The organism is Demequina soli (genome assembly GCF_000971195.1).
GTDB lineage: Bacteria > Actinomycetota > Actinomycetes > Actinomycetales > Demequinaceae > Demequina > Demequina soli.
Genome location: NZ_BBLZ01000001.1, coordinates 162807 through 182254, shown reverse-complemented (window position 1 = coordinate 182254; position 19448 = coordinate 162807). Strand labels below are relative to the sequence as shown.

The 19448-nt window shown below is 72.6% G+C and carries 20 protein-coding genes; 10 read left to right on the top strand and 10 right to left on the bottom strand.

Annotated features, from left to right (window positions below; translation table 11 throughout):
- Positions 1-1104 (top strand): peptidase C39 family protein, encoded by a 1104-nt coding sequence (locus AOM04_RS00855; protein ID WP_062460913.1) that lies wholly within the window; start codon positions 1-3, stop codon positions 1102-1104.
- 34 nt (positions 1105-1138) lie between these two features.
- Here the strand turns inward: AOM04_RS00855 and AOM04_RS00850 are convergent, their stop codons facing one another.
- The 3 genes from AOM04_RS00850 to AOM04_RS00840 form a co-directional block, all read right to left on the bottom strand.
- A complete protein-coding gene (locus tag AOM04_RS00850; RefSeq protein WP_062460910.1) occupies positions 1139-1390 on the bottom strand; it encodes a hypothetical protein in 252 nt (83 codons plus the stop codon).
- A gap of 126 nt (positions 1391-1516) precedes the next feature.
- A complete protein-coding gene (locus AOM04_RS00845) occupies positions 1517-1762 on the bottom strand; it encodes a hypothetical protein (RefSeq protein WP_062460907.1) in 246 nt (81 codons plus the stop codon).
- Between the two features lie 137 nt (positions 1763-1899).
- Complete coding sequence (locus AOM04_RS00840) at positions 1900-2241, bottom strand: hypothetical protein (RefSeq protein ID WP_062460904.1); 342 nt, start codon at positions 2239-2241, stop codon at positions 1900-1902.
- Between the two features lie 139 nt (positions 2242-2380).
- On the opposite strand from AOM04_RS00840, the gene AOM04_RS00835 reads away from it, so the two are divergent.
- From AOM04_RS00835 to AOM04_RS00810, 6 genes are all read left to right on the top strand, one after another.
- The gene (locus AOM04_RS00835; protein WP_062460901.1) at positions 2381-2767 is read left to right on the top strand and encodes a hypothetical protein; all 387 of its coding nucleotides are present in this window, start codon (positions 2381-2383) and stop codon (positions 2765-2767) included.
- Between the two features lie 72 nt (positions 2768-2839).
- Positions 2840-3895 (top strand): LacI family DNA-binding transcriptional regulator, encoded by a 1056-nt coding sequence (locus tag AOM04_RS00830; RefSeq protein ID WP_062460898.1) that lies wholly within the window; start codon positions 2840-2842, stop codon positions 3893-3895.
- Between the two features lie 163 nt (positions 3896-4058).
- Positions 4059-6203 (top strand): beta-galactosidase, encoded by a 2145-nt coding sequence (locus tag AOM04_RS00825; protein ID WP_062460895.1) that lies wholly within the window; start codon positions 4059-4061, stop codon positions 6201-6203.
- Between the two features lie 111 nt (positions 6204-6314).
- The gene (locus tag AOM04_RS00820; RefSeq protein ID WP_228373570.1) at positions 6315-6683 is read left to right on the top strand and encodes a TM2 domain-containing protein; all 369 of its coding nucleotides are present in this window, start codon (positions 6315-6317) and stop codon (positions 6681-6683) included.
- A 49-nt stretch (positions 6684-6732) separates the two neighbouring features.
- On the top strand, positions 6733-8739 hold the full coding sequence (locus AOM04_RS00815) for an ATP-dependent helicase (protein WP_062460892.1): 2007 nt from the start codon (positions 6733-6735) through the stop codon (positions 8737-8739).
- Positions 8740-8783: 44 nt separating this feature from the next.
- Positions 8784-9215 (top strand): hypothetical protein, encoded by a 432-nt coding sequence (locus AOM04_RS00810; protein ID WP_062460889.1) that lies wholly within the window; start codon positions 8784-8786, stop codon positions 9213-9215.
- Positions 9216-9275: 60 nt separating this feature from the next.
- Here the strand turns inward: AOM04_RS00810 and AOM04_RS00805 are convergent, their stop codons facing one another.
- Entirely contained in the window at positions 9276-9734 is a 459-nt protein-coding gene (locus AOM04_RS00805; RefSeq protein WP_062460886.1) for a lamin tail domain-containing protein, read from the bottom strand.
- 41 nt (positions 9735-9775) lie between these two features.
- A complete protein-coding gene (locus AOM04_RS00800) occupies positions 9776-11284 on the bottom strand; it encodes a serine hydrolase domain-containing protein (RefSeq protein ID WP_228373569.1) in 1509 nt (502 codons plus the stop codon).
- Positions 11285-11453: 169 nt separating this feature from the next.
- Between AOM04_RS00800 and AOM04_RS00795 the strand changes: the two genes are divergently transcribed.
- Positions 11454-12692 (top strand): mechanosensitive ion channel family protein, encoded by a 1239-nt coding sequence (locus AOM04_RS00795; RefSeq protein WP_062460883.1) that lies wholly within the window; start codon positions 11454-11456, stop codon positions 12690-12692.
- A gap of 39 nt (positions 12693-12731) precedes the next feature.
- Here the strand turns inward: AOM04_RS00795 and AOM04_RS00790 are convergent, their stop codons facing one another.
- Positions 12732-14201, bottom strand: coding sequence for an HNH endonuclease signature motif containing protein (locus AOM04_RS00790; protein WP_062460880.1), 1470 nt, complete (start codon positions 14199-14201; stop codon positions 12732-12734).
- Positions 14202-14378: 177 nt separating this feature from the next.
- Here AOM04_RS00790 and AOM04_RS00785 point away from each other — a divergent pair, with 177 nt between their 5' ends.
- Both AOM04_RS00785 and AOM04_RS00780 read left to right on the top strand, forming a co-directional pair.
- A complete protein-coding gene (locus AOM04_RS00785; RefSeq protein ID WP_062460877.1) occupies positions 14379-15413 on the top strand; it encodes a hypothetical protein in 1035 nt (344 codons plus the stop codon).
- A 63-nt stretch (positions 15414-15476) separates the two neighbouring features.
- A complete protein-coding gene (locus AOM04_RS00780) occupies positions 15477-16988 on the top strand; it encodes a sulfatase family protein (protein WP_062460873.1) in 1512 nt (503 codons plus the stop codon).
- Positions 16989-17060: 72 nt separating this feature from the next.
- Here AOM04_RS00780 and AOM04_RS00775 read toward each other — a convergent pair whose 3' ends face one another.
- The 4 genes from AOM04_RS00775 to AOM04_RS00760 form a co-directional block, all read right to left on the bottom strand.
- Positions 17061-18038: a zinc-binding dehydrogenase gene (locus AOM04_RS00775; protein WP_062460870.1), complete on the bottom strand. Its 978-nt coding sequence runs from the start codon at positions 18036-18038 to the stop codon at positions 17061-17063.
- A 270-nt stretch (positions 18039-18308) separates the two neighbouring features.
- On the bottom strand, positions 18309-18581 hold the full coding sequence (locus AOM04_RS00770; protein WP_062460867.1) for a type II toxin-antitoxin system VapB family antitoxin: 273 nt from the start codon (positions 18579-18581) through the stop codon (positions 18309-18311).
- A 157-nt stretch (positions 18582-18738) separates the two neighbouring features.
- Entirely contained in the window at positions 18739-18996 is a 258-nt protein-coding gene (locus tag AOM04_RS00765) for a hypothetical protein (RefSeq protein WP_062460864.1), read from the bottom strand.
- Positions 18997-19046: 50 nt separating this feature from the next.
- Positions 19047-19448, bottom strand: a complete 402-nt coding sequence (locus AOM04_RS00760) for a hypothetical protein (protein ID WP_062460862.1) — start codon at positions 19446-19448, stop codon at positions 19047-19049.

Sequence of the window (19448 nt, the reverse complement as noted above, 5' to 3'; positions counted from 1 at the left end):
GTGTCGGGATTCGGGACGCCCCCCGCGGGCTTCACCCCGCAGGTGTTCGAGGCGTGGGGCACGGAGCTCGCCGACGTGCTGGGCGAGGAGAGGACCGCGCGCTGGAACCTGCCGCGCTCCGCGTACCGGCCCGCGCTCGCGGTCCGGCGCGACGGGAAGGGCGCGCCGCTTGCGGCGATGCTGACCAGCGGCAGGCCCGCGACGGCCGCGGTCAAGATCGTGGACCTGTGGTGGGCGGCGTCGGCGGCCGGCCTCGCCGCGGCGGAGGCCCTGGTCGACGGGCTGCTCGAGGAGCGTGCCGCCGCCGGCGACGCGGCGGTGAAGTGGGAGGTCGCGCCCGGGCTCGCGCTGCCGCCGTTCGCGATCGCGCGGGGATTCGCGCCGATGCGCGCCCCGTGGGGCGCCAAGGGCACCGAGCGCTTCGCGGGCCACGTGCTGTGGCTGCGCGGGATCCCCCACGAGGAGCTCGGCTACTACGCCCAGACCACGCTCTACACGTGCGGCGCCGTCGCGGGGCTCATGGCGCTCGAGGCCCGCGGGGTCGTCGGCTTCGCCGGGGACGGCGGGGCGGATCGGGACCGTGAGATCGGGTTCTGGCGCGAGGCGACCAACCACCCGGCGTGCGAGCCGGTCGGGCTCGCCGTGCGGCTGCGCGAGGAGCTCGGGGACGGCGACGGCGGCCCCCTGGTCGAGGTCGCGCTCGACCACGACGGGCCGGTGCTGCTCGAGGACTATGAGGGGTTCGAGCGCGACTACCGGGCGGAGCTCCAGGGGCACTCCGCGGCGCGGGCGGCGGCGCTCGACGTGCCGATCGCGCGCGACCGCGTGTCGATGGCGGAGCTCGAGACCCGCCTGAACGCGGGGTGGGTCGCGCTGCTGCTCGTGGACGAGGAGCCGATGCACGGCGTCACGGGCGCGCACTGGATCGTGGCGCACGCCGCGCGGGACGGGGCGTTCGTGCTCGAGGACCCGTGGGTCGAGGACGTGGCGGGCGAGACGTGGGTCGACACCCACGACATGCCGGTGGCCGCGGCCGACCTGGACCGGATGGTGCGCTGGGGTCCCGAGGGCTACCGCGGCATCGTCTGGCTGCGCCGTCCGTAGGGACGATGCGCGGCGTCGCCGTGCCGGGCCGACCCTAGGCCACGCCGGGGGCGGCCGGCGCGAGGTGTCCGGTGCGGCTCCACTCGGACGCGTGGCGCGCGCACAGCAGGCGCAGCGCGGACAGGCTCGGCTCGGTGCGGTCGTGGATGATCCACAGGGCGTCCGTGCGAACCGGGTGGGACTGCTCGCCGCAGGCGCTGCAGTGCGCGGTCGCGCGGACCACGCCCGCGAGGGCGAGCAGATCCGCGTAGTTGTCGAGGCTGAGGCGGGTGGCGGTGTCAGTCATGAGTGGTTCCCAGGTGTGCGGCGATGTCATTGCTGACGTTGCCAAGGTAACGCCGCGATCCGGGGGTGTTCGCGGGGCATTGGTCCCGTAGGTGTGATCTGCCTCGGGTCTTGCTCCGGGAGGGCGTCAGTGCGCGAGGGCGACGTGGCCCGAGGCGGACCACTCGGCGGCGTGGCGCACGCACAGCAGCACCGCGGCGCTGAACTCCTCGCCCGAGGCGTCGTGGCCGATCCATAGCGCCTCGGGGCGCAGCTCGGGCGCGCCGGGGTCGCATGCGGAGCAGGGCGCGGAGTCGCGGACGATGCCCGCGAGGGCGAGGAGGTCGGCGTAGTTGTCGAGGCTCAGGTGAGGGCGCTCGGTGGTGTCGATCATGGTGCGTTCCCAGCTCCGTACGTCATTGTCTTCGTGGGCTCAGAAGACTCTATCGACCCGCGCGGCTCCGGCTCGGGTCCAAGGTCCCGAACCCATGCCTGCGCCTTGATATTCCCATCATTCGGTAAAGATGGCCGCTAGTCGCAGGTGGGGCAGCCGCCGGTGAGGGGCATCTGCATGAAGCACGTGGGGCAGATCTGATGCTCGGGGGGCTCCGCGCCGCGGCGTCCGGGGCGCCTGCTGGCGCGCGCATCGTCCCGCCAGGCGGCGAGGTGGAGCGCGCAGTACAGGCGGCTCGCGCCCTTGTCGCTGCCGCTCTGGCGGTACTTGATGAGCGACAGGCGATCCGGCGGGAGCGGGTCGGAGTCGAGCCCGCAGAGCGTGCAGTGCGCGGCATCCCTGGTGGTGCCGGCGCGCGTCAGCAGGTCCGCGTAGTTGTGCGGGGTGTCGAAGTCGATGAGGTCGCGGACGTCGGTCATGGACGCTCGCCTTTCCGGCGGGAGGGCGGGGGATGCCCTTGGGGGCAGGGTAGGCGGGCGCGGGGTCGCACGGGAAGGGCGGTCAGCGGATGTTCACCCGACGCTCGCGGCCGTGCGGGTCGCGGCGTACGGTGGGCGCATGGGAACGCCCCTGGTAGGCAGCGGTGCGACGGTGTCGCGCGTCCTCGCGCTCGCGGCGATCGCGCTCGGCCTCGGAGGCCTCGGGGTGGCCGCGCTCACGGACCAGGCGTTCATCGACGGCTACACCGCGGACGGGTCCGCGCTCGTGGTGTCGTTCGCGCCGCCCGGGCAGTGCGACCAGATGATCCGGGTGCGCGCCCTCGAGTCGGACGATGCGGTCACGCTCGACCTGCTGGGGCTCGGCGCCCCGGCGTTCGTGCCGACCAACGCGTCGCAGCCGATCTGCACGGCGCGCCTCGAGCTCGCCGCGCCGCTCGGGGGCCGCGAGCTGCGGGTGGCGTCGGGGGAGACGGTCGCCGCCGTGTGGGCGAGCGTGGGGCGGTAGCCGCGCGCCCTTTCCTCGCCCGTCACCGCGCCTCCAGTTGACAGCGCTGTCAATCCGGGCGATGCTCGGGTCATGACAGAGCGGTCGACGGCCCAGCGCAGGGCCGCGAAGGGCGCCACGATGGCGGACGTCGCACGCCTCGCCGGGGTGGCGCTCAAGACCGTGTCGCGGGTGGTCAACGACGAGCCGAACGTGCGCGACGAGGTCCGCGCCCGGGTCCACGCCGCGATCGCGGAGGCCGGGTACCGGCCCAACGCGGCCGCCCGCGCGCTCGTGACGAGCCGCACGCGCACGCTCGGCGTGGTGACGATGTCGACCACGTTCCGCGGCCCCTCGGCCATCCTTGCGGGTGTCGAGGCCGCGGCCCGCGACGCGGGCTACGGGATCGCGCTCACGCGCACGCCGACGGGCAGCCCCGAGGCGATCGCGGCGGCCATGGACGCGCTGGTGGACCGCGGCGTCGACGGGATCGTGATCCTCGAGCCCGCCCAGTCCACGGCGACCATCGGCCACGAGACCCCGGGCACGCCCGTGGTGGTCTTCGAGGACCGGCCGGGCGACAGCGCGGACTGGATCCGCGTCGGCGCCGACGACGTGGGCGCGTGCCGCGAGGCGGTCGCGCACCTGCTCGCGCTGGGCCACGGCACCGTGCACCACGTGGCCGGCCCGGCCGGATGGCGGACCTCCGACGCGCGCGCCGAGGGTTGGAGGACGGCCCTCGAGGCGGCGGGGCGCGCCGTGCCTGCGCCCGTCACCGGGGACTGGAGCGCGGCCTCCGGGTTCGAGGCCGGGATGGCGCTTGCGGCACGGCCCGACCTCACCGCGGTGCTGTGCGCGAACGACGACATGGCGATCGGCCTCATCCACGCCCTCGAGGGGCGCGGCCTGACGGTGCCGGGGGATGTGAGCGTGGTGGGCATGGACGGCTCGGAGGTGTCCGCCTACCTCCACACCCCGCTCACCACGCTCGCGCAGGACTTCGAGGCGATCGCGCGCGAGGGTGTCGCGCGGCTCCTCGACGCGGTCGAGGGGCGCGAGCCAGAGTCGCGGCGCGTCTCGGTGCCGGTGCGCCTCGTGGTGCGCGCGTCCACGGACGCGCCGCGCATCGTCGCCGGGGAGCCCGCATGAGCGCGCCGGAACCCGCCGCCCTCCGCCGCCCGGCCCTGCGCGTGCGCCGCCTCGCGCGGCGCCTATCCGTGGTGCCCGCGGCGCCCACGATCCCGCGACCCGCGGGGCTCGACCGGCGCCGCCCAAACCCCGCCCCACCCCTCCCACGCGAATGGATCTCCGCATGACCACGCCTGCCCCCGGCCGCCTCCACCTGGGCGCCGCCTACTACCACGAGTACCCCGTCGCGGGCGCGGACCCGGACCCCGCGCGCATCGAGCGCGACATGGCGACGATGCGCGCCGCCGGGCTCACGCTCATCCGCGTGGGCGAGTCGGTGTGGTCGACGTGGGAGCCGCGAGACGGCGAGCTCGAGCTCGGCTGGTTGGAGCCGGTGCTGGACGCCGCGCACCGGCACGGCATCGCGGTGATCCTCGGGACGCCCACCTACGCGGTGCCCATGTGGCTTGCCGCGAAGCACCCGGAGATCCTGGGCGACTCCGCGACCGGCCACGCGATCGGATGGGGCGCGCGTCAGGAGATGGACTTCACGCATCCCGCGTTCCGCTCGCACGCGGAGCGGGTCATCCGCGCGGTGGTGGGCCGGTACGCGGGGCATCCCGCGATCGTGGGCTATCAGGTCGACAACGAGCCGGGTCTGCGGCTGCTGTCCAACGAGGGGATCTTCCAGGGATTCCTCGCCTTCCTCGAGGAGGCGTACGGCGACGTCGAGACCCTCAACCGCGAGTGGGGGCTCGTGTACTGGTCGCACCGCCTGACCTCGTTCGACGAGCTGTGGCGGCCCGACAACAACTGGCAGCCCCAGTACGAGCTCGCGTGGCGCCGTTACCAGTCGCGCCTGGTCGACGAGTACATCGCGTGGCAGGCCGCCCTGGTCCGGTCCATCGTCGGGGAGGGTGAGGGGGCGCCCTTCGTCACCACGTGCATCTCGTACGAGCAGGTCGCGGTCGAGGACGCGGCGCTGTCGCGGGCACTCGACGTGGCCTCGTGCAACGCCTACTACACGGCGCAGGACGGGCTCGCGCATCCGTCGGAGGCGCCGATGTCGCCCGACTGGATCGCCAACGGCACGTGGGCCGTGTACGAGCTCGCGGACCTCGCGTACTCCTCCAAGCAGGCCGAGTTCTGGGTCACCGAGACCAACGCGGGCGGCATCGGCCAGAGCGCGTACAACCTGCCGCCGTTCGACGGCCAGCTGCGCCAGGTCGCGTGGGCGCTCGTGTCCCGCGGGGCGCGCGCGATCGAGTACTGGCACTGGCACACGCTCCAGTACGGCGCGGAGACCAACTGGATCGGGCTCATCCCACACGACGGCGCGCCCGGGCGCATCGTCGACGAGGTGGCGCGCATCGGCGCCGACTTCTCCGCCGTGGGCCCCCTGCTCGCCGGCGCGGTCCCGGACGCGGACGTCGCGTTCCTGTACTCGAGCGACTCCAAGTGGGCGCTCGCGGCCCGGCAGCTCCAGCAGCCGCTCGGCGAGGATCGCATGGGCGACAACCGAGACGCCTACCGCCAGCTCGCGCTGCCGTTCTACCGGGCGGCGTTCGACGCCGGGCTGCAGGTGAGCATCGTACGGCCTTCTCAACTGGTAGGCGCCGATGCGCCGTTCGGGGATCCCGTCGCGTTCGCGGCGTCCCGTCCCGTGCTCGTGGTCGCGGCCGACTACGCAGCCTCGGACGCCCTGCTCGACTGGCTCGCGGCGTACGCGCAGGCCGGCGGGCACCTGGTGCTCGGGCCGCGCGCGGCCTACGGCGACTCCGAGGCGCGCGCCCGCGCGGAGGTCAAGCCGGCCCGGTTCGCGGCGCTCGCGGGAGTCTCGTACCAGGAGTTCCAGTCGCTCGCGACGCCGGTGCCGCTCGCGGTGGACGATGCGCTGGCCGGGTCCGCCACACCGGCCGCCACCGCGTGGGCGGAGTACCTCCGGCCGGAGGGCGCCACCGTGCTCGCGGCGTACGACGACCCGCACCTGGGCGGCTACGCGGCCATCACGTCGACCGCGGCCGGGGCGGGGCGCATCACGGTGGTCGGGACGGTGCCGGACCAGGGCACCGCCGCGGCGCTGCTCGCGTCTGCGGTGGAGGCGCCGGTCGCGGCGTGGCCCGGGCTGCCCGCGTCGGTGCGCGCCACGTCGACCACCCTCGCGGACGGCCGGCGCGCCTTCTTCCTGCACCACTGGGGGTGGGGCTCCGCGTCCGTGGCCGCACCCGTGCCGCTCGTGGACGCGGTGTCGGGGGCGGTGGTCGCGGCGGGCGACGCCGTCGAGCTCGGGGCGTGGGACGTGCGGGTGCTGGTATCGCCCGCCCCGTGAGGGTGGGGATCACGGTTGCCCCGCGGGGCGCCGCGTCGATAGGTTCGGCGGGTGCGCCGGCCCGGATGGGGCGGCGCCCGGTACGCCCATCGATCCCGAGGGGGAGCGCGCATGACCGAGAACGACCCGCGGGACACGCCGCCTCCGCCGCCGGCCTACTCTCAGCAGCCGATGCCGCCCATGGCGATACAGGCGGAGGGCTCGAAGAGCTTCGTGGTCGCGTGGCTGCTGTCGTGGCTCCTCGGGATCTTCGGCATCGACCGGTTCTACCTCGGCAAGGTCGGCACCGCGATCCTCAAGTTCCTCACCATCGGCGGGCTCGGGGTGTGGGTGCTGGTCGACATCATCCTCATCCTCACGGGCACGATGCGCGACAAGTCGGGCTACCGCCTGCGCGGCTACGACCAGTACAAGGTGATGGCCTGGATCGTCACGCTCGTGCTCGTGGTGCTCGGCGCGGGATACAACGTCAGCCAGTAGGCACCCGGCCTCGTCGGGGCTGTCGGGGGTCGCGCCTAGACTCGTCGGCATGGCTGAGGAGGGTGTCGACGGGGCGTTGAGCCATCTGAACCCCGCGCAGCGGGAGGCCGTCCTCACTGACGCGCGCCACAACCTCATCCTCGCGGGCGCCGGCACCGGCAAGACCACCACGATCGTCGCCCGCATCCGCCACCTCATCAAGCAGGGCACGCCTCCCGACCGGATCCTCGCGATCACGTTCACCCGCCGCGCCGCCGCCGAGATCAGGTCGCGGGTTCAGGGAGAGCTGGCCGGCGCATCGTCCCAGGTCGCGGCCATGACCTTCCACGCGTGGGCGATGCGGGAGGTGCGGGGCGCGCCCGACGTGTTCGGGTACGAGGGCTGGAGCGTGCTCGACCAGGAGGATCAGCTCCAGGTGATGCGCGGCGTGCTGGGCCGAGGCAAGCGGGTCGAGGGGCTCAAGGCGGCGCAGATCGTCGACGTGCTGAGCTTCGCGCACAACACGCGCCGCACCCTCGCGTCCGCGATCGCGGCCAAGCTCCCCGACCTGGACGTCGACGCGAAGGCGATCGGCGCGGCGGTCCGCGCCTTCGAGCAGCGCAAGCAGGAGCGCAGGTACCTCACGTACGACGACATCCTGCGGGTGTTCGCGGCCCGGCTCGCCGACCCGACCGTGGCGGCGTGGGTGGGCTCGCACCACGACGAGATCCTCGTCGACGAGATGCAGGACACCAACCCGCTGCAGTGGACCATCCTCGATCCCTTGGTGCCGTGTACCAGGCTGTATTGCGTCGGCGACGACGCTCAGTCGATCTACGGCTTCCGCGGCGCCGACTTCGCGTCCATCCACTCGTTCTCGGAGCGGGTGCCGGGCGCGCGCGTGCTCAAGCTCGAGGACAACTACCGCTCGACGCAGGAGATCCTCGACCTGTCGAACTGGCTGCTGTCGGAGTCCCCGTTGGGGTACGACAAGAAGCTGCGGGCCGTCCGCGGTCGCGGCGCCAAACCGGAGCTGCACAGCTTCGAGACGCCGCAGGACGAGGCCGGGTTCATCGCCGCCTCGCTGCTGAAGGCCCGCGCCGACGAGCTGCCCTGGGCCACCCACCTCGTGCTGGTGCGCTCCAACTACAGCGGCCGCGCGATCGAGGCGAGGCTCGTCGAGAACGACATCCCGTACGTGTTCTTCGGGGGTGTGAAGCTCCTCGAATCGGCCCACGTCCGGGACGTGCTGGCGGCGCTAAGGGTGGTCGCCAACCCCGACGACGAGGTCGCCTGGATGCGCCTGCTCACCCTCGTCCCCCGCGTCGGCGACGTGACGGCGGCGCGGGCGTTCGACGCGTTCCTCGAGGCGCGCGCGGGTGGCGCTTCCGCCGCGGAGGCGCGCGCATCGTCGCTGGCGGGCATGCCGGCGTGGCTCCGGGCGGGCCTCGACGCGATCGAGGAGGCCGCGCAGCGGGTGGACGATGCCGTGGGACGGGCCGCCGCGATGCTTCAGCCGGTGCTCGCGCACAAGTACCGCAACGAGAACTGGGAGGCGCGGGCCAGGGACCTCGTGCACGTCGAGCGGCTCGCCGCGACGCGGGCCAGCATCCTCGAGTTCCTCGAGGAGTACATCCTGTCGCCGGTGTTCACGTCGGAGCTCGAGCAGGAGTCGCAGGACGACCACGTGATCGTCTCCACGGTGCACTCGGCCAAGGGACTCGAGCGGGACTGGGCGTTCTGCGCGGGGGTGTCGGCGGGGTCGTACCCGTCGGCACGTTCGCTGGGCGACCTCGACGAGGTCGAGGAGGAGCGTCGCGTGCTCTACGTCGCCCTCACGCGCGCGAGGGACCGGTTGGTCGTGACGCGGACCGTGTCGCACACGCCGGTGCGAGCGTGGATGGGGCCGCACGGCCTCGACGCGCTCGAGGACGCGTACTTCCTGGGGCGGCTGCCGGAGCGGCTCATGACGGAGGTGCCGCACGTGGCGGTGCGGCCCGCGCGTCCGGCGCCTCCGCCCGGGCTCTCGGCGTCCGTCGAGGTGGACCTGTCGATCGATCTCGGGGACCTGGAGTAGCGGTCGCGGTCAGCGGTCCCGGTCCGCGCGTGGGACCCTAAGGGGTGAACGACGCGACCCTCATCCCGCTCGAGGCTGCCATGGAGCAGTTCAAGCTCGCCGACGACGCCAGGCCGCTCGTGCGGCAGATCGCCCTCCGAGCAGGGGTGATCGGGTGCGAGGTGAAGTCCAGCTACATCAAGGCGATGCGCGAGGACGGCCTGCACCCGCTGCACATCGGCAAGCGGTCGACCGAGTGGTTCGGGTCCCGCGTCGAGGCCGTGTCCGCTTCCGACCTGCCGGACCGGGTGCGCGACAAGACCCACGGCAACGGCATGGTCAACTGGGCGGTCGACCACCCGGTGGCGGCCCGCACCGGCAGCCCCGGCAGCAAGAAGCGCATCATCCCCGCGCAGGACGAGCCCAAGAGCTACGGCGTGTGCGAGAAGTGCTGGCAGGCGCGGACGCCGTCCGGGTCGTGCGGGTGCGACGACTAGGAGTCCGCTCGACCCTTGCGGGTGTGGAGCCCGCCGGTGCGGAGCCGGCGGGTCTGGGCGTCAGCAGCGCTTGGCGGACCCCGAGCTGCCCCACGAGCACGTGTCGATCCTGGTGCCCGACGCGTTCTTGAGGATCGCGGTGTCGCCGTCGTTGTTCCAGATGTACCAGGACTGTCCCCAGTAGCGCTTGGACGCGGTGTTGGTGCCCTTGCCCGTGTAGAGCGTGACGGAGGCGCCCGGCTTCAGCGTGAACGAGCCGAACCGGTAGACGTGGTTCGCGACGTCGCGAACCGTCCAGCCCTTGAGGCTCTTCGCGACCGTGCTGCGGTTCTTGATGGTGATGTACTCGCCGTTGAGCGAGGTGTTGCCGCCGCGGTCGGAGCCCGGGCTGTTGTACTGCACGTACGAGAACTGGATCGCCGGCGCGGCGTCCGCGGCGGGAGCCGTGGCGGGCGCGACGGCGAAGACGGTGATGGCGGCGGCGACCGCGATCGCGGTCAGGCGGCGTGCGGCAAGCATGGTGTGTCCCCTCAGACGTGCGCGAGATGCGCGTGACGATGTTACGTCGGGTTCGGTGCGTCCGATGACGCCGCGCGCCGCGGGCCGCGGCCGCCGGTGTACGCGACCACGAGCCTCAAGGCCGCCCATGCGACGCCGCCCACGGCCGTCGCCGTCATCGCCAGCGCGAGGTCGGGCTGGAAGGCGCGCAGGGTCGGCATCGGGGCGCCCATGAGGCGGGGGACGAGCGCCAGGATCACCCACGCACCTATGCCCGTGGTGAGCAGCGGGAACCACAGGCTGAACAGGCCGGTCGCGCCCGACTTGGCGCGGATCGCGTCGCGCCTGCTCCAGGCCCACACCATGCATGCCAGGTACAGCAGGGGTGCGAGCGTGAGGGCCAGGAAGAGCGCCTTCTGCGACCAGCGGGAGCCCTCGCCCGCGTAGTCGAGCCCCAGCGCGGCCGAGGTGACGGCCGAGCGCAGCTGCGTGGTCTCCGCGAACCCCACCCCGCTGCCGCCGTTCACGAGGACCACCACCGCATCGTCCCTCGCGGGGACCATGGTCGCCTGCGTCTCGACGCCCGGGGTGGAGCCGGTATGGCCGACCGTGCCCTGCGAGGTGTCGACGTACCAGCCGAGCCCGTAGAACGGGGACGTCGGGCCCGCGGGACGCATCATGAGGGTCTTCGAGTCTGCGCTCAGGACGTCGTCCTCGCCGTTCATCATCATGGCGAGGTAGAGCGCGACGTCGTGCGCGCTCGCCGCAATGCCGCCCTGGGGCGCGGTCGTGCGATCCGTGGGCTGCTCGGCGAGGGGGCGCTTCGTCCAGAACCACGGCGTGTGCCCGGTCGCCATCTCGGGGTGCACGGCGCCGTCCGCGACGAAGCTGTCCGCCATCCCGATCGGCTCGAGGATGTGCTCGGTGACATACGTCTGGTAGTCGACGCCGCTGACCACCTCGACGAGCCGGCCGAGCAGCTGGTAGTTGGTGTTCGAGTACTCCCACCGGGTGCCGGGGGCGTAGGCGGGGGTCTCGGCGGTGATGACGGCGGCGGCGTTGGCGAGGTCGTCCTCGGCACCGGTCGGGTGGGTGCGACGGGTGTTGCCCTGGAGCGTCGAGAACCCGCTCGTGTGGCTCAGGAGCTGGCGGATCGTGATGTCGCCGGGCGGGAGGTCGGCGAAGATCCAGACATAGTCCGCGAGGGTGCCGTCGAGGTCCACCTGACCCGTCTCTACCAGCTGCATCACGGCGACCGCGGTGAAGCTCTTGGAGATCGAACCGAGCAGGAACGGGGTGTCGGCGGTGACCGGGGTGTTGGTGCCGGCGCGGGTCACGCCGCGCGCGCCGACCTCGGAGATCTCGCCGTCGGTGACGACCGCGTACGCGAGCCCGGGCGCGCCGGAGGCGGGCATCTCGGCGGCGATCGCGTCGTCTATCGCGGTGCTCGCGGTGGCGGCGCTCGCCGGCGCGGTCGGGCCCAGGAACGCGCCCGGACCCAGCGCCAGCGCCAGGCCCAGCCCGAGTCCCAGCCCGAGTCTCAGCGTTGCGGTGACACGTCGGTGCCGCACAGAACACCCCCAGAGTCGTGCGTGCGGATTTTCGTCGACCCTAGCGGGAGCCACGGTGGGGGGCAATGAACGCGCGACCGGGCCCGCGCGTCGTCCGCCGCGCCAAGGGTTCATGCGGCCGAAACACCCCTCCCGTACCGTCGAGACGGACCCCACCCCAGGAGGAGAGATGCTCGAGGACTGGCTCGGATTCGGTGTCGCCGTCGCGATCGGCGTGGGCGGTGCCCTGCTGTTCGCGCTCGTGGTCGAGGTGCTGATGAGGGTGGTGGCGCGCCGCTATCCGTGGGCGCGCGACCTTCAGACGATCACGCGCAACCCGTTCTGGGTCCTGGTGATCCTGCTCGGGCTGTGGGCGGGGGTGCACGCTTCGCTCCGCGATTCCGGGTGGATGCCCGTCATCTCGCGCGTCTTCACCATCGCCGCGATCGCGGCCATCGCGTGGCTGCTCGTCGCGCTCGTGAGGTTCGTCGCGGACCTCGCGCTCGCGTACAACAAGATCGACATCCCTGATAACCGGCTCGCGCGGCGGCTGCGGACGCAGACGCTGATCGTGAAGCGGCTCGCGATCGCGCTGATCGTGGTGATCGCGATCGGGGCGGTGCTGTTCACGTTCGACTCGGTGCGGGCGGTCGGGGCGTCCGTGCTGGCGTCGGCGGGCATCGCGTCGATCGTCGCGGGTCTCGCTGCGCAGTCGGTGCTGGGGAACATGTTCGCCGGCATCCAGCTGGTGTTCTCGGACGCGCTGCGCGTCGACGACGTCATCGTCGCCGAGGGGGAGTGGGGCCGCGTCGGCGAGATCACCCTCAGCTACGTGGTGCTCGACCTGTGGGACGACCGCCGCCTCGTGCTGCCCTGCACCTACTTCACCACCACCCCCTACGAGAACTGGACGCGGCAGGGGTCGGAGCTGCTCGGCTCCGTGGAGTTCGACCTCGACTGGCGGGTCTCGCCGCAGAGGATGCGCGAGCACCTCGAGACCGTGCTCAAGGAGACGCCGCTGTACGACGGCCGCGCCTCCGTCCTCCAGGTGACCGAGGCGACCGCCGGGTACGTGCGGGTCCGCATCCTCGTCACTGCCTCCGACGCGCCCAAGCTCTACGACCTCCGGTGCTTCGTGCGCGAGGCGATGGTGCTCTGGATCCAGTCCGTGATGCCGGACGCCGCGCCCGCGCAGCGCGTGCTCGTGTCCGAGGCGACCGCCCCGGCCCCCGCGGGGCCCCGGCGCCGGAGCCTCAAGCCCGAGCAGGCCGGCGAGGCCGGGCTGTTCACCGGATCCGCGGAGGCGGAGGAGCGCGCGAGCCAGTTCACGCACGCGATCCCGCGGGTGGGCCGCGAGGGGGACGATGCGGTGGTCGCCGACGACGCGGAGTCAAGTTCCGACGAGCATTCCTCCGACCGTCCCGCCTGACCGCGCCGGACGACCGTGGCTGGTGACTGGCCAGGGCACTCATGTCCGCAGGTGGTTTCCGCTGCACCGCCGCACGGACGGTGAGGTGGGCAAGGGAGGAGGCTGCGGCATCGACCTGGGCGCGGTCCGTCGCCGGCCGCCGAGCACCGCCACGCGAGCCGGATCCACGCTTGCGGGAGGCCGGAACCACACGTTGCCGCCGTGGATCTCCACCTCCCAGCCGGTGTCGTGGAGGCGGAGGTGGCAGCTGCGACACAGGAGCACCCCGTTGCACAGGTCGGTGCAGCCGCCGTGGCGTACCCAGTGATCGATGTGGTGGGTGTCGACCCAGGAGATCGGCGCCGTGCACCATGCGCAGCCCCCGTCGCGCACGGACAGCGCGCGCTGCTGGGCCCGCGTGAAGAGGCGACGTGCACGTCCGAAGTCCAGGACCTCGGACTCGCCGCCGCACACGGCCGGCAGGATCTCGGCATCCACGGCGAGCTGCCGCACGGTCGCCGCGGTCACGGGCACGCCGATCCCGTCGCACGAGCCCAGCCCGAGCTCGCTCTCCAGCGCAGCACGGTCGATCGTGACCAGGACGGTGGTCTTGGCGCCGGATCCGGGCGAGTCGCAGGACAGCCCGTGGGAGGCGAGCGTAGCCAGGGCGTCGACGCGGATCTGGGCGGCGGTGCGCTCCTCCTGGACGCCGGCGTCGCGGGCGGAGCGGAGGGCCTCCGCGACCTGAGCGTCGAGCCACCGGAGCAGGGGCGCCGCCGACAGGGGATCGAGCCGCGCGGTGAACGTCGTCATGCCCTCGGCGTCCTCGCCGATCGTCAGGGAGCGTCGCGCGCGGATCCGCTTCTCGCGCTCGCGCCATCCCGCGGGGTCGGCGGTGGCGCGCTCGCGCCAGCAGGCCTTGCGGAGGTCGTAGAGCGACATCCGCGGGGCCTTCGCCACGAGCCGCTTCTCGATCTCCCAGAGCTCCGCGCGGTCGACCGCGTCGAACAGCTCGGCGAGTGTCGCGCGGATGAGCGCGGCCGCGTCGATCGCGATCGTGCCGTGGGCGAGCGCCTCCGCGAGCGACCCGGCTACCGGCGGGCGCGGCTTGGGGCGGGGAGGCTTCGGGGGATCGTTCTTCGACTTGTCCTCGCCGCCGCCGGAGTCCCCACCGCCGCCGGGCCCCTCGGGCCCCTCGGGCTTCTCCGGGTCGTCGGGATCCATTGCGAGGCCGGCCCCGATGAGCGTGCGCGCCTCCGCAATGGTGCCGCCCAACAGGGAGGCGATGAAGTACTCCGGGCTGCGGTGCCCCGCCTCACGCGTGATGCCGCCTCGCGAGCCCTGCCCGCCCGCATCGCGCGCCACGGCCGCCGCGATCGGGGCGGCCAGCCGACGCGCCTCCGACAGCACCGCGCACGCGGCGACGATCGCGGCGTGCAGCCCCTCGCCGTGCAGCTCCCGGGTCTCGGCCCCGTCGAGAGCGTGCACGCGTGCGGCTGCCCGGTCGAGAGCTGCGGTCGTGACGTCCATGGAGCAAGTCCATCACGAGGGTCTGACACTCACCTCGCACATCGTCCCTGGTAAATGTGGAAAACTGTCGAGGCGCGCGGGGCTGTGGACATCACCCCCCACGCTCCCTGGGCACGATGCGCGCATCCGGCCTGTGGAGAACGTCCACCGTCCGCTCGGGCTGGCTAGCGTCGAGGCATGAGCGCAGAGCGATGGTTGTCCGAGGGCTGGGACGAGGGGGTGTCCGGCCCGGGCGAGCGTGTCTACGGGACGCTCTCCGACGCGTCCGAGTCGCTGCGTGAGGAGTTCCTCGCGTCGGATCATCGCCCCCGGAACCCGGGCCGGTGCGCGGCATGCGCGCTCGACCTCGTCCTCGCCTTCGCCGAGGTGGTCGCCCTCGGGGGGACGATGCGGTGGGACGGCCGGGTGGTCGGGCACCTGTTGCGCGCGGCCGCGCCCGGGTTCGCCCGCCCCGATTGCGGCGCCCTGGACGCGCTGCCGGTGGTCCTGCCCGCACTCGTGCGCTTCATGCACGCTCGCGACGGGACCGACGCCAGCACCTCCAAGGAGGTCGCGGACGAGATCCACACGGTCCTCGCCGAACGCCGTGAGCTGTCGATGTGGGAGGACGAGGAGGCCGATCCATGGCTCCGCGGGGCCGCCGCCCGAGAAGCAGAAACGCGCCGGCGCGCACGGCTCGCCGTGCACGTCGGCGGACCCGACGTGCTCGAGGCGCTCGACGCGGAGCCGCTGCCGGACGAGGAGTTCGTGTGGGACGGGATTGCGGAGGACATCCGCGACCGGGTGGGCGAGCACCTCGCGCTGCTCGACGAGGTCGCGGACGAGCACCTCGATGTCGAGCACCGCACCGCGATGCGGCGATTCCTCGCACGGGTCGCGATCGCCGACCCTCGGATCTTCAGGCGTCCGTCCTCGGTGCTGCGCGGCGCGACGGGTGTCGCATTCGCCGTATGCGAGGCGAACGACACGATCGCCAGCTTCCGTCAGGGCGCCAACGGGAAGGTCCTCGCGGGATGGTTCGGCGTCGATGGCGGGGCGTCCGACCGGGCCGAGGCCATGCGGCGGGCGATCGGGGCGCCGATCGTCTTCCGGCCGACGTATCTCCGCACCCCTCGCGCGCTGGGCTCCGCCGACCTGCTCGTCTCGACGCGCCGCGCGGAGATCGTCGCGGAACGTGATCGAGAGGACGGAGCGGGGGGTGAGGCTCTTTGACGGGACGATGCGGTCGGGCCAGACTGTGCGTCACAGGGGAGCCGCCGACGCAGAAGGGGCCCGATGACCCAGCCGCCACCGCCGCCCGGCGAGAGTGCGCGCGCGCCCCGCCGGCGCATCGTCTCCGGGCTGGCCATCGCGATCCCCGGCGCCGTGGTGGTCGGCGGACTGGCCTACGTCAACGCTGCCGGGCCCGCGCCCGAGGCCGCCACGCCAGAACTCTCCGCGACCCCGGACCCGGCGCTGGCCGAGCACGAGGCCGCGAAGGACGAGTACCTCGCCGCGGTGAGCGGCACCCCCGTGGGAGAAGGCGCCCCCAACGTGCTGCTCGTCTACTACGACGACCTCGGCTACGGCGATCTGGGGTTCATGGGCGACACGCCCATCGAGACGCCGAACCTCGACGCGCTCGCCGAGGACGGCGTGATCCTCACGAACTTCCACGCGCCCGCGGCGGTCTGCACACCGTCCAGGGCGGCGCTTCTCACCGGAAGGCTCGCGCCCCGAGCCGGCGTGCCCGACGTGCTCTTCCCCTCCGACGGCCCGTACGCCGACCTCAACGAGGGTGCGACCGGGCTGGGTCAGGAGGAGATCACGCTGCCCGAGGTCCTCGGCGCCGCCGGCTACGACACCGCCATGATCGGCAAGTGGCACCTGGGTGACACCGCCGGGCACCTGCCCAACGACCTCGGCTTCGGCAGCTTCCTCGGCTCGCTGTACTCCAACGACATGAGCCCGTTCAAGGTCTACCGCGACGGCGAGGTCGAGATCGAGGACGTCGACCAGAGCACCGTCGACGCGCTCTACACGGACGAGGCCGTCGACGTCATCGACGCCGCCGCCCAGACGGGCGACCCGTTCTTCCTCTACCTCGCGCCCAACTCCCCGCACGCTCCTCTGAGTCCCGCCGCGGAGAACGTCGGCCGCTCCGACGCGGGCGCGTACGGCGACGTGGTCGAGGGGCTCGACGACGGCATCGGTCGCATCGTCGACGAGCTCGACGCCACGGGCCAGCTGGACAACACCATCATCATCGTCACCAGCGACAACGGCCCCTGGTACCAGGGCTCCACCGGCGGCGCGCGCGGCCGCAAGGGCGAGGTCGAGGAGGGCGGGATGCTCGTGCCGTTCCTCGTGAGCTGGCCCGACGGGATCGCCGGCGGGCGCACGCTCGACGCGATGACGATGGGCACCGACATCCTGCCCACGCTGCTCGACTGGCTCGACATCGCCGCGCCCACGGACCGCGCGCTCGACGGGACGAGCATGGCGCCGCTCCTGGCGGGGACGTCCGACACGGTCGGGGACTTCACCTACTACTACGCGGGCGAGCAGCTGCTCGCGGTCAGCGACGGTCGGTACAAGTACTACCCGGAGCAGCCGTACGTGGACGTGACGAGCGGGACGTCGGACGTGTCGGTGACGCAGCAGGGGCCGTGGCTGTTCGACCTCGAGGCGGACCCGGGGGAGGCGTACGACGTCCTCGCGCTTCACCCGGAGGACGCCGCGGCCCTCGCCGCCGAGCTCGAGCGCCGGAACGCCGAGATGGAGAGCAACCCGCGCGGCTGGAGTTGACGGTGTCGGATCGCCGGCGCGCACGATGCGGCGGCCGGGCGGGAACCCGACCACCGCATCGTCAATTGGCGCCTACGGCCGCAGCATGACCTTCCCGGCGCGCCCAGGCGTGAAGTGCGCCTTCACGGCCTCGGCGATCTCGCCGAACGAGAAGGTTGCCTCCACCGGCAGCGTGATCGTCCCGTCGGACAGCCGCGCGAACAGCTCACGCATCAACCGGCCACGGTCCTCGGCCGGCATCGCGGCGCTGACCTTCGAGCCCCAGAATCCGCGCACGGTCGCCTGCTTGAAGATGACATCGCCCGAGCCGATCTCCAGGGTCGGCGACGCCATCGCGCCGAAGACCACGAGCGTGCCGTTCTCGGCGAGCTGCGACATCACGTCGCCGGCCGCCGGGCCGCCGACGGACTCGACGCCGACCTTGAGCGGCGCGCCGCCGGTGATCTCGAGGACGCGCTCCTGCCAGCCGTCGGTGTCGGTGGCGACGATGCGCCCGATGCCCTGGGCCTCGAGCTCGCCGATGCCGTCGGTGCGGCGGACCAGCCCGACGACGTTGATGCCGCGGGCGGCGGCCAGCTGCGCGACGAGGCGGCCGACGGCGCCGTTGGCGGCGTTCTGGATCATCCAGTCGCCCTCGGCGAGGTCGAGCGAGTCGAGCAGGCTGATGGCGGAGAAGGGCATGGCGACCAGCTGGGCGGCGACGTCGTCGGGGATGCCGTCGGGCACGGGGATGAGCGCGGCGGCCTTGGCGACGAACTGCTCCGCCCACACGCCGAACGTGCCGCCCGTGGCGACCCGCGTACCGGGCTGGAGGTTCTCGACGCCCTCGCCGACGGCCTCGACGATCCCGACGGCCTCGGTGCCCGAGCGCGCGGGCATCTCGGGCTTGAAGCCGTAGTTGCCGGTCACGGTCCAGAGGTCGTGGTTGTGGATGGGGGAGACGATGAGGCGGACGCGCGCCTCGCCCGGGCCGGGCTCGGGGGTGGGGACGTCCTCGACGGTGAGGACCTCGGCCGGGTTGCCGAACGCGTGGTGGATCAGTGCCTTCATGACGGGCCTTCCTTGTGGGAGTGGGGCGTGGGCGTCTTCTCGCATTGTGCGCGAGGAGCCCGTGCGGTGCCGAAGAAGGCCAACGCGGGTACCGCGGTGGGTATTCCGGCAGAGAGTGTCACGGGATGATGCGCGGGGTTCAGGCGAGCGTGGACCGGCGGGTTTGCCGTCAGGCCAGGGCGGCGCGGACGTCGGCGCGGGGCAAGCCGTCGCCCCCGAACAACAGGGGCTTCTCGCCGATGACCGCGATAACCGCGGACGTGTCGGCGATCACCGGGGGAGGCCGACCTCGTCGTACAGGTCTCGTTCGGCGCGCAGCAGTCCTTCGCGGCCGTCCGGCGTGGTGGTTGCGTCGAGCTCCTCGAGCACGGTCGCGGCGCGTGTGAGCCGCTCGTAGCGCGGGCTGGTGCCTTGCTCGCTGTCGAGCCGCTCGAGCTGCATGCGTACCGCCTCCTCGATGGCGCTGGTCTGGTTCGCCCCGGTGCGCGCGGCGAGCGCGCGGACGAGCGCGACCGTGCGCGGATCACTGATGTTGAGGCTCACTCCGCCACGGTAGATCGGGGCTGGTGGACCGTCTACCCCGCGTGCACAGCCGCCGCAGCCGCAGTCAGTCGCACGTGCCGCAGAGTCCCGACGCGGGCAGCTCGGTGAAGCGGCGCACGGGCTGGCGCTGGTGACGGGTGTTCCGGGTCCCGCGAGATCAGAACGAGCGAGGTGCGTTGGGGTTCAGTCCCGGGTCGTTGGCGTTGGTCGCGAGCGCCGCGTCTGCGTCTTCGGCGCTGAGCTGAAACTCGGCCTCAGCGATCTCGCGCATCGCGGCGACGTCCTTCCGGATCCGTGAGGTGTTGATCGCGACGGAGAAGAACGCCACGATGGCGCACGCCCAGAAGGTCACGACCAGCACCACGACGATCAGCCCGGTCGTTCCGGCCGCCACCAGCGCATCGATCCAGTCCATCAGCGTTCTCATTCGGGATAGTGCCTTGAAGCGTGTGGTGCTCGTGCCGGTCAGTCGCAGGTGCCGCAGAGCCCCGACGCGGGCAGTTCGGTGAAGCAGGCGGGACACGCGTCGCGCTGCAGGTCCGCCGGGTGGCGCTTCGCGCCGCCTCCGGAGGCCGCGCCCAGCCGGTTGGTCGGCAGCTCGACGCGGTCGTAGCCACCCTCCGGCCGGTGGATGTCGACGGTCCCCGAGTTCACGTAGGCGACCACCGGCGCGCCGTCGGACCCCTCGAGTGCGATATAGGGCCGCGACTTCGTGGGGACGTAGATGCGCCCGTACTCGAGTCCGGCGACGGTCTCGCGGACGAGCGCGTGATTCTCGACCGGGATCGCGAAGTCACGCAGCGCGTCCTCGAAAGTGTCGTAATACTGGCGTGAGCCGGCGTCGGTGGCGGTGTCGTGCGTAGTCAT

Bases quoted from the DNA above. Each gene is read 5' to 3' on its own strand.
- AOM04_RS00780 (WP_062460873.1), top strand. From the start codon at position 15,477: ATGACCCAGCCGCCACCGCCGCCCGGCGAGAGTGCGCGCGCGCCCCGC.
- AOM04_RS00760 (WP_062460862.1), bottom strand. From the start codon at position 19,448: ATGACTACGCACGACACCGCCACCGACGCCGGCTCACGCCAGTATTAC.
- AOM04_RS00765 (WP_062460864.1), bottom strand. From the start codon at position 18,996: ATGGACTGGATCGATGCGCTGGTGGCGGCCGGAACGACCGGGCTGATC.
- AOM04_RS00790 (WP_062460880.1), bottom strand. From the start codon at position 14,201: ATGGACGTCACGACCGCAGCTCTCGACCGGGCAGCCGCACGCGTGCAC.
- AOM04_RS00805 (WP_062460886.1), bottom strand. From the start codon at position 9,734: ATGCTTGCCGCACGCCGCCTGACCGCGATCGCGGTCGCCGCCGCCATC.
- AOM04_RS00795 (WP_062460883.1), top strand. From the start codon at position 11,454: ATGCTCGAGGACTGGCTCGGATTCGGTGTCGCCGTCGCGATCGGCGTG.
- AOM04_RS00825 (WP_062460895.1), top strand. From the start codon at position 4,059: ATGACCACGCCTGCCCCCGGCCGCCTCCACCTGGGCGCCGCCTACTAC.
- AOM04_RS00850 (WP_062460910.1), bottom strand. From the start codon at position 1,390: ATGACTGACACCGCCACCCGCCTCAGCCTCGACAACTACGCGGATCTG.
- AOM04_RS00835 (WP_062460901.1), top strand. From the start codon at position 2,381: ATGGGAACGCCCCTGGTAGGCAGCGGTGCGACGGTGTCGCGCGTCCTC.
- AOM04_RS00785 (WP_062460877.1), top strand. From the start codon at position 14,379: ATGAGCGCAGAGCGATGGTTGTCCGAGGGCTGGGACGAGGGGGTGTCC.
- AOM04_RS00820 (WP_228373570.1), top strand. From the start codon at position 6,315: ATGACCGAGAACGACCCGCGGGACACGCCGCCTCCGCCGCCGGCCTAC.
- AOM04_RS00840 (WP_062460904.1), bottom strand. From the start codon at position 2,241: ATGACCGACGTCCGCGACCTCATCGACTTCGACACCCCGCACAACTAC.
- AOM04_RS00830 (WP_062460898.1), top strand. From the start codon at position 2,840: ATGACAGAGCGGTCGACGGCCCAGCGCAGGGCCGCGAAGGGCGCCACG.
- AOM04_RS00775 (WP_062460870.1), bottom strand. From the start codon at position 18,038: ATGAAGGCACTGATCCACCACGCGTTCGGCAACCCGGCCGAGGTCCTC.
- AOM04_RS00815 (WP_062460892.1), top strand. From the start codon at position 6,733: ATGGCTGAGGAGGGTGTCGACGGGGCGTTGAGCCATCTGAACCCCGCG.
- AOM04_RS00845 (WP_062460907.1), bottom strand. From the start codon at position 1,762: ATGATCGACACCACCGAGCGCCCTCACCTGAGCCTCGACAACTACGCC.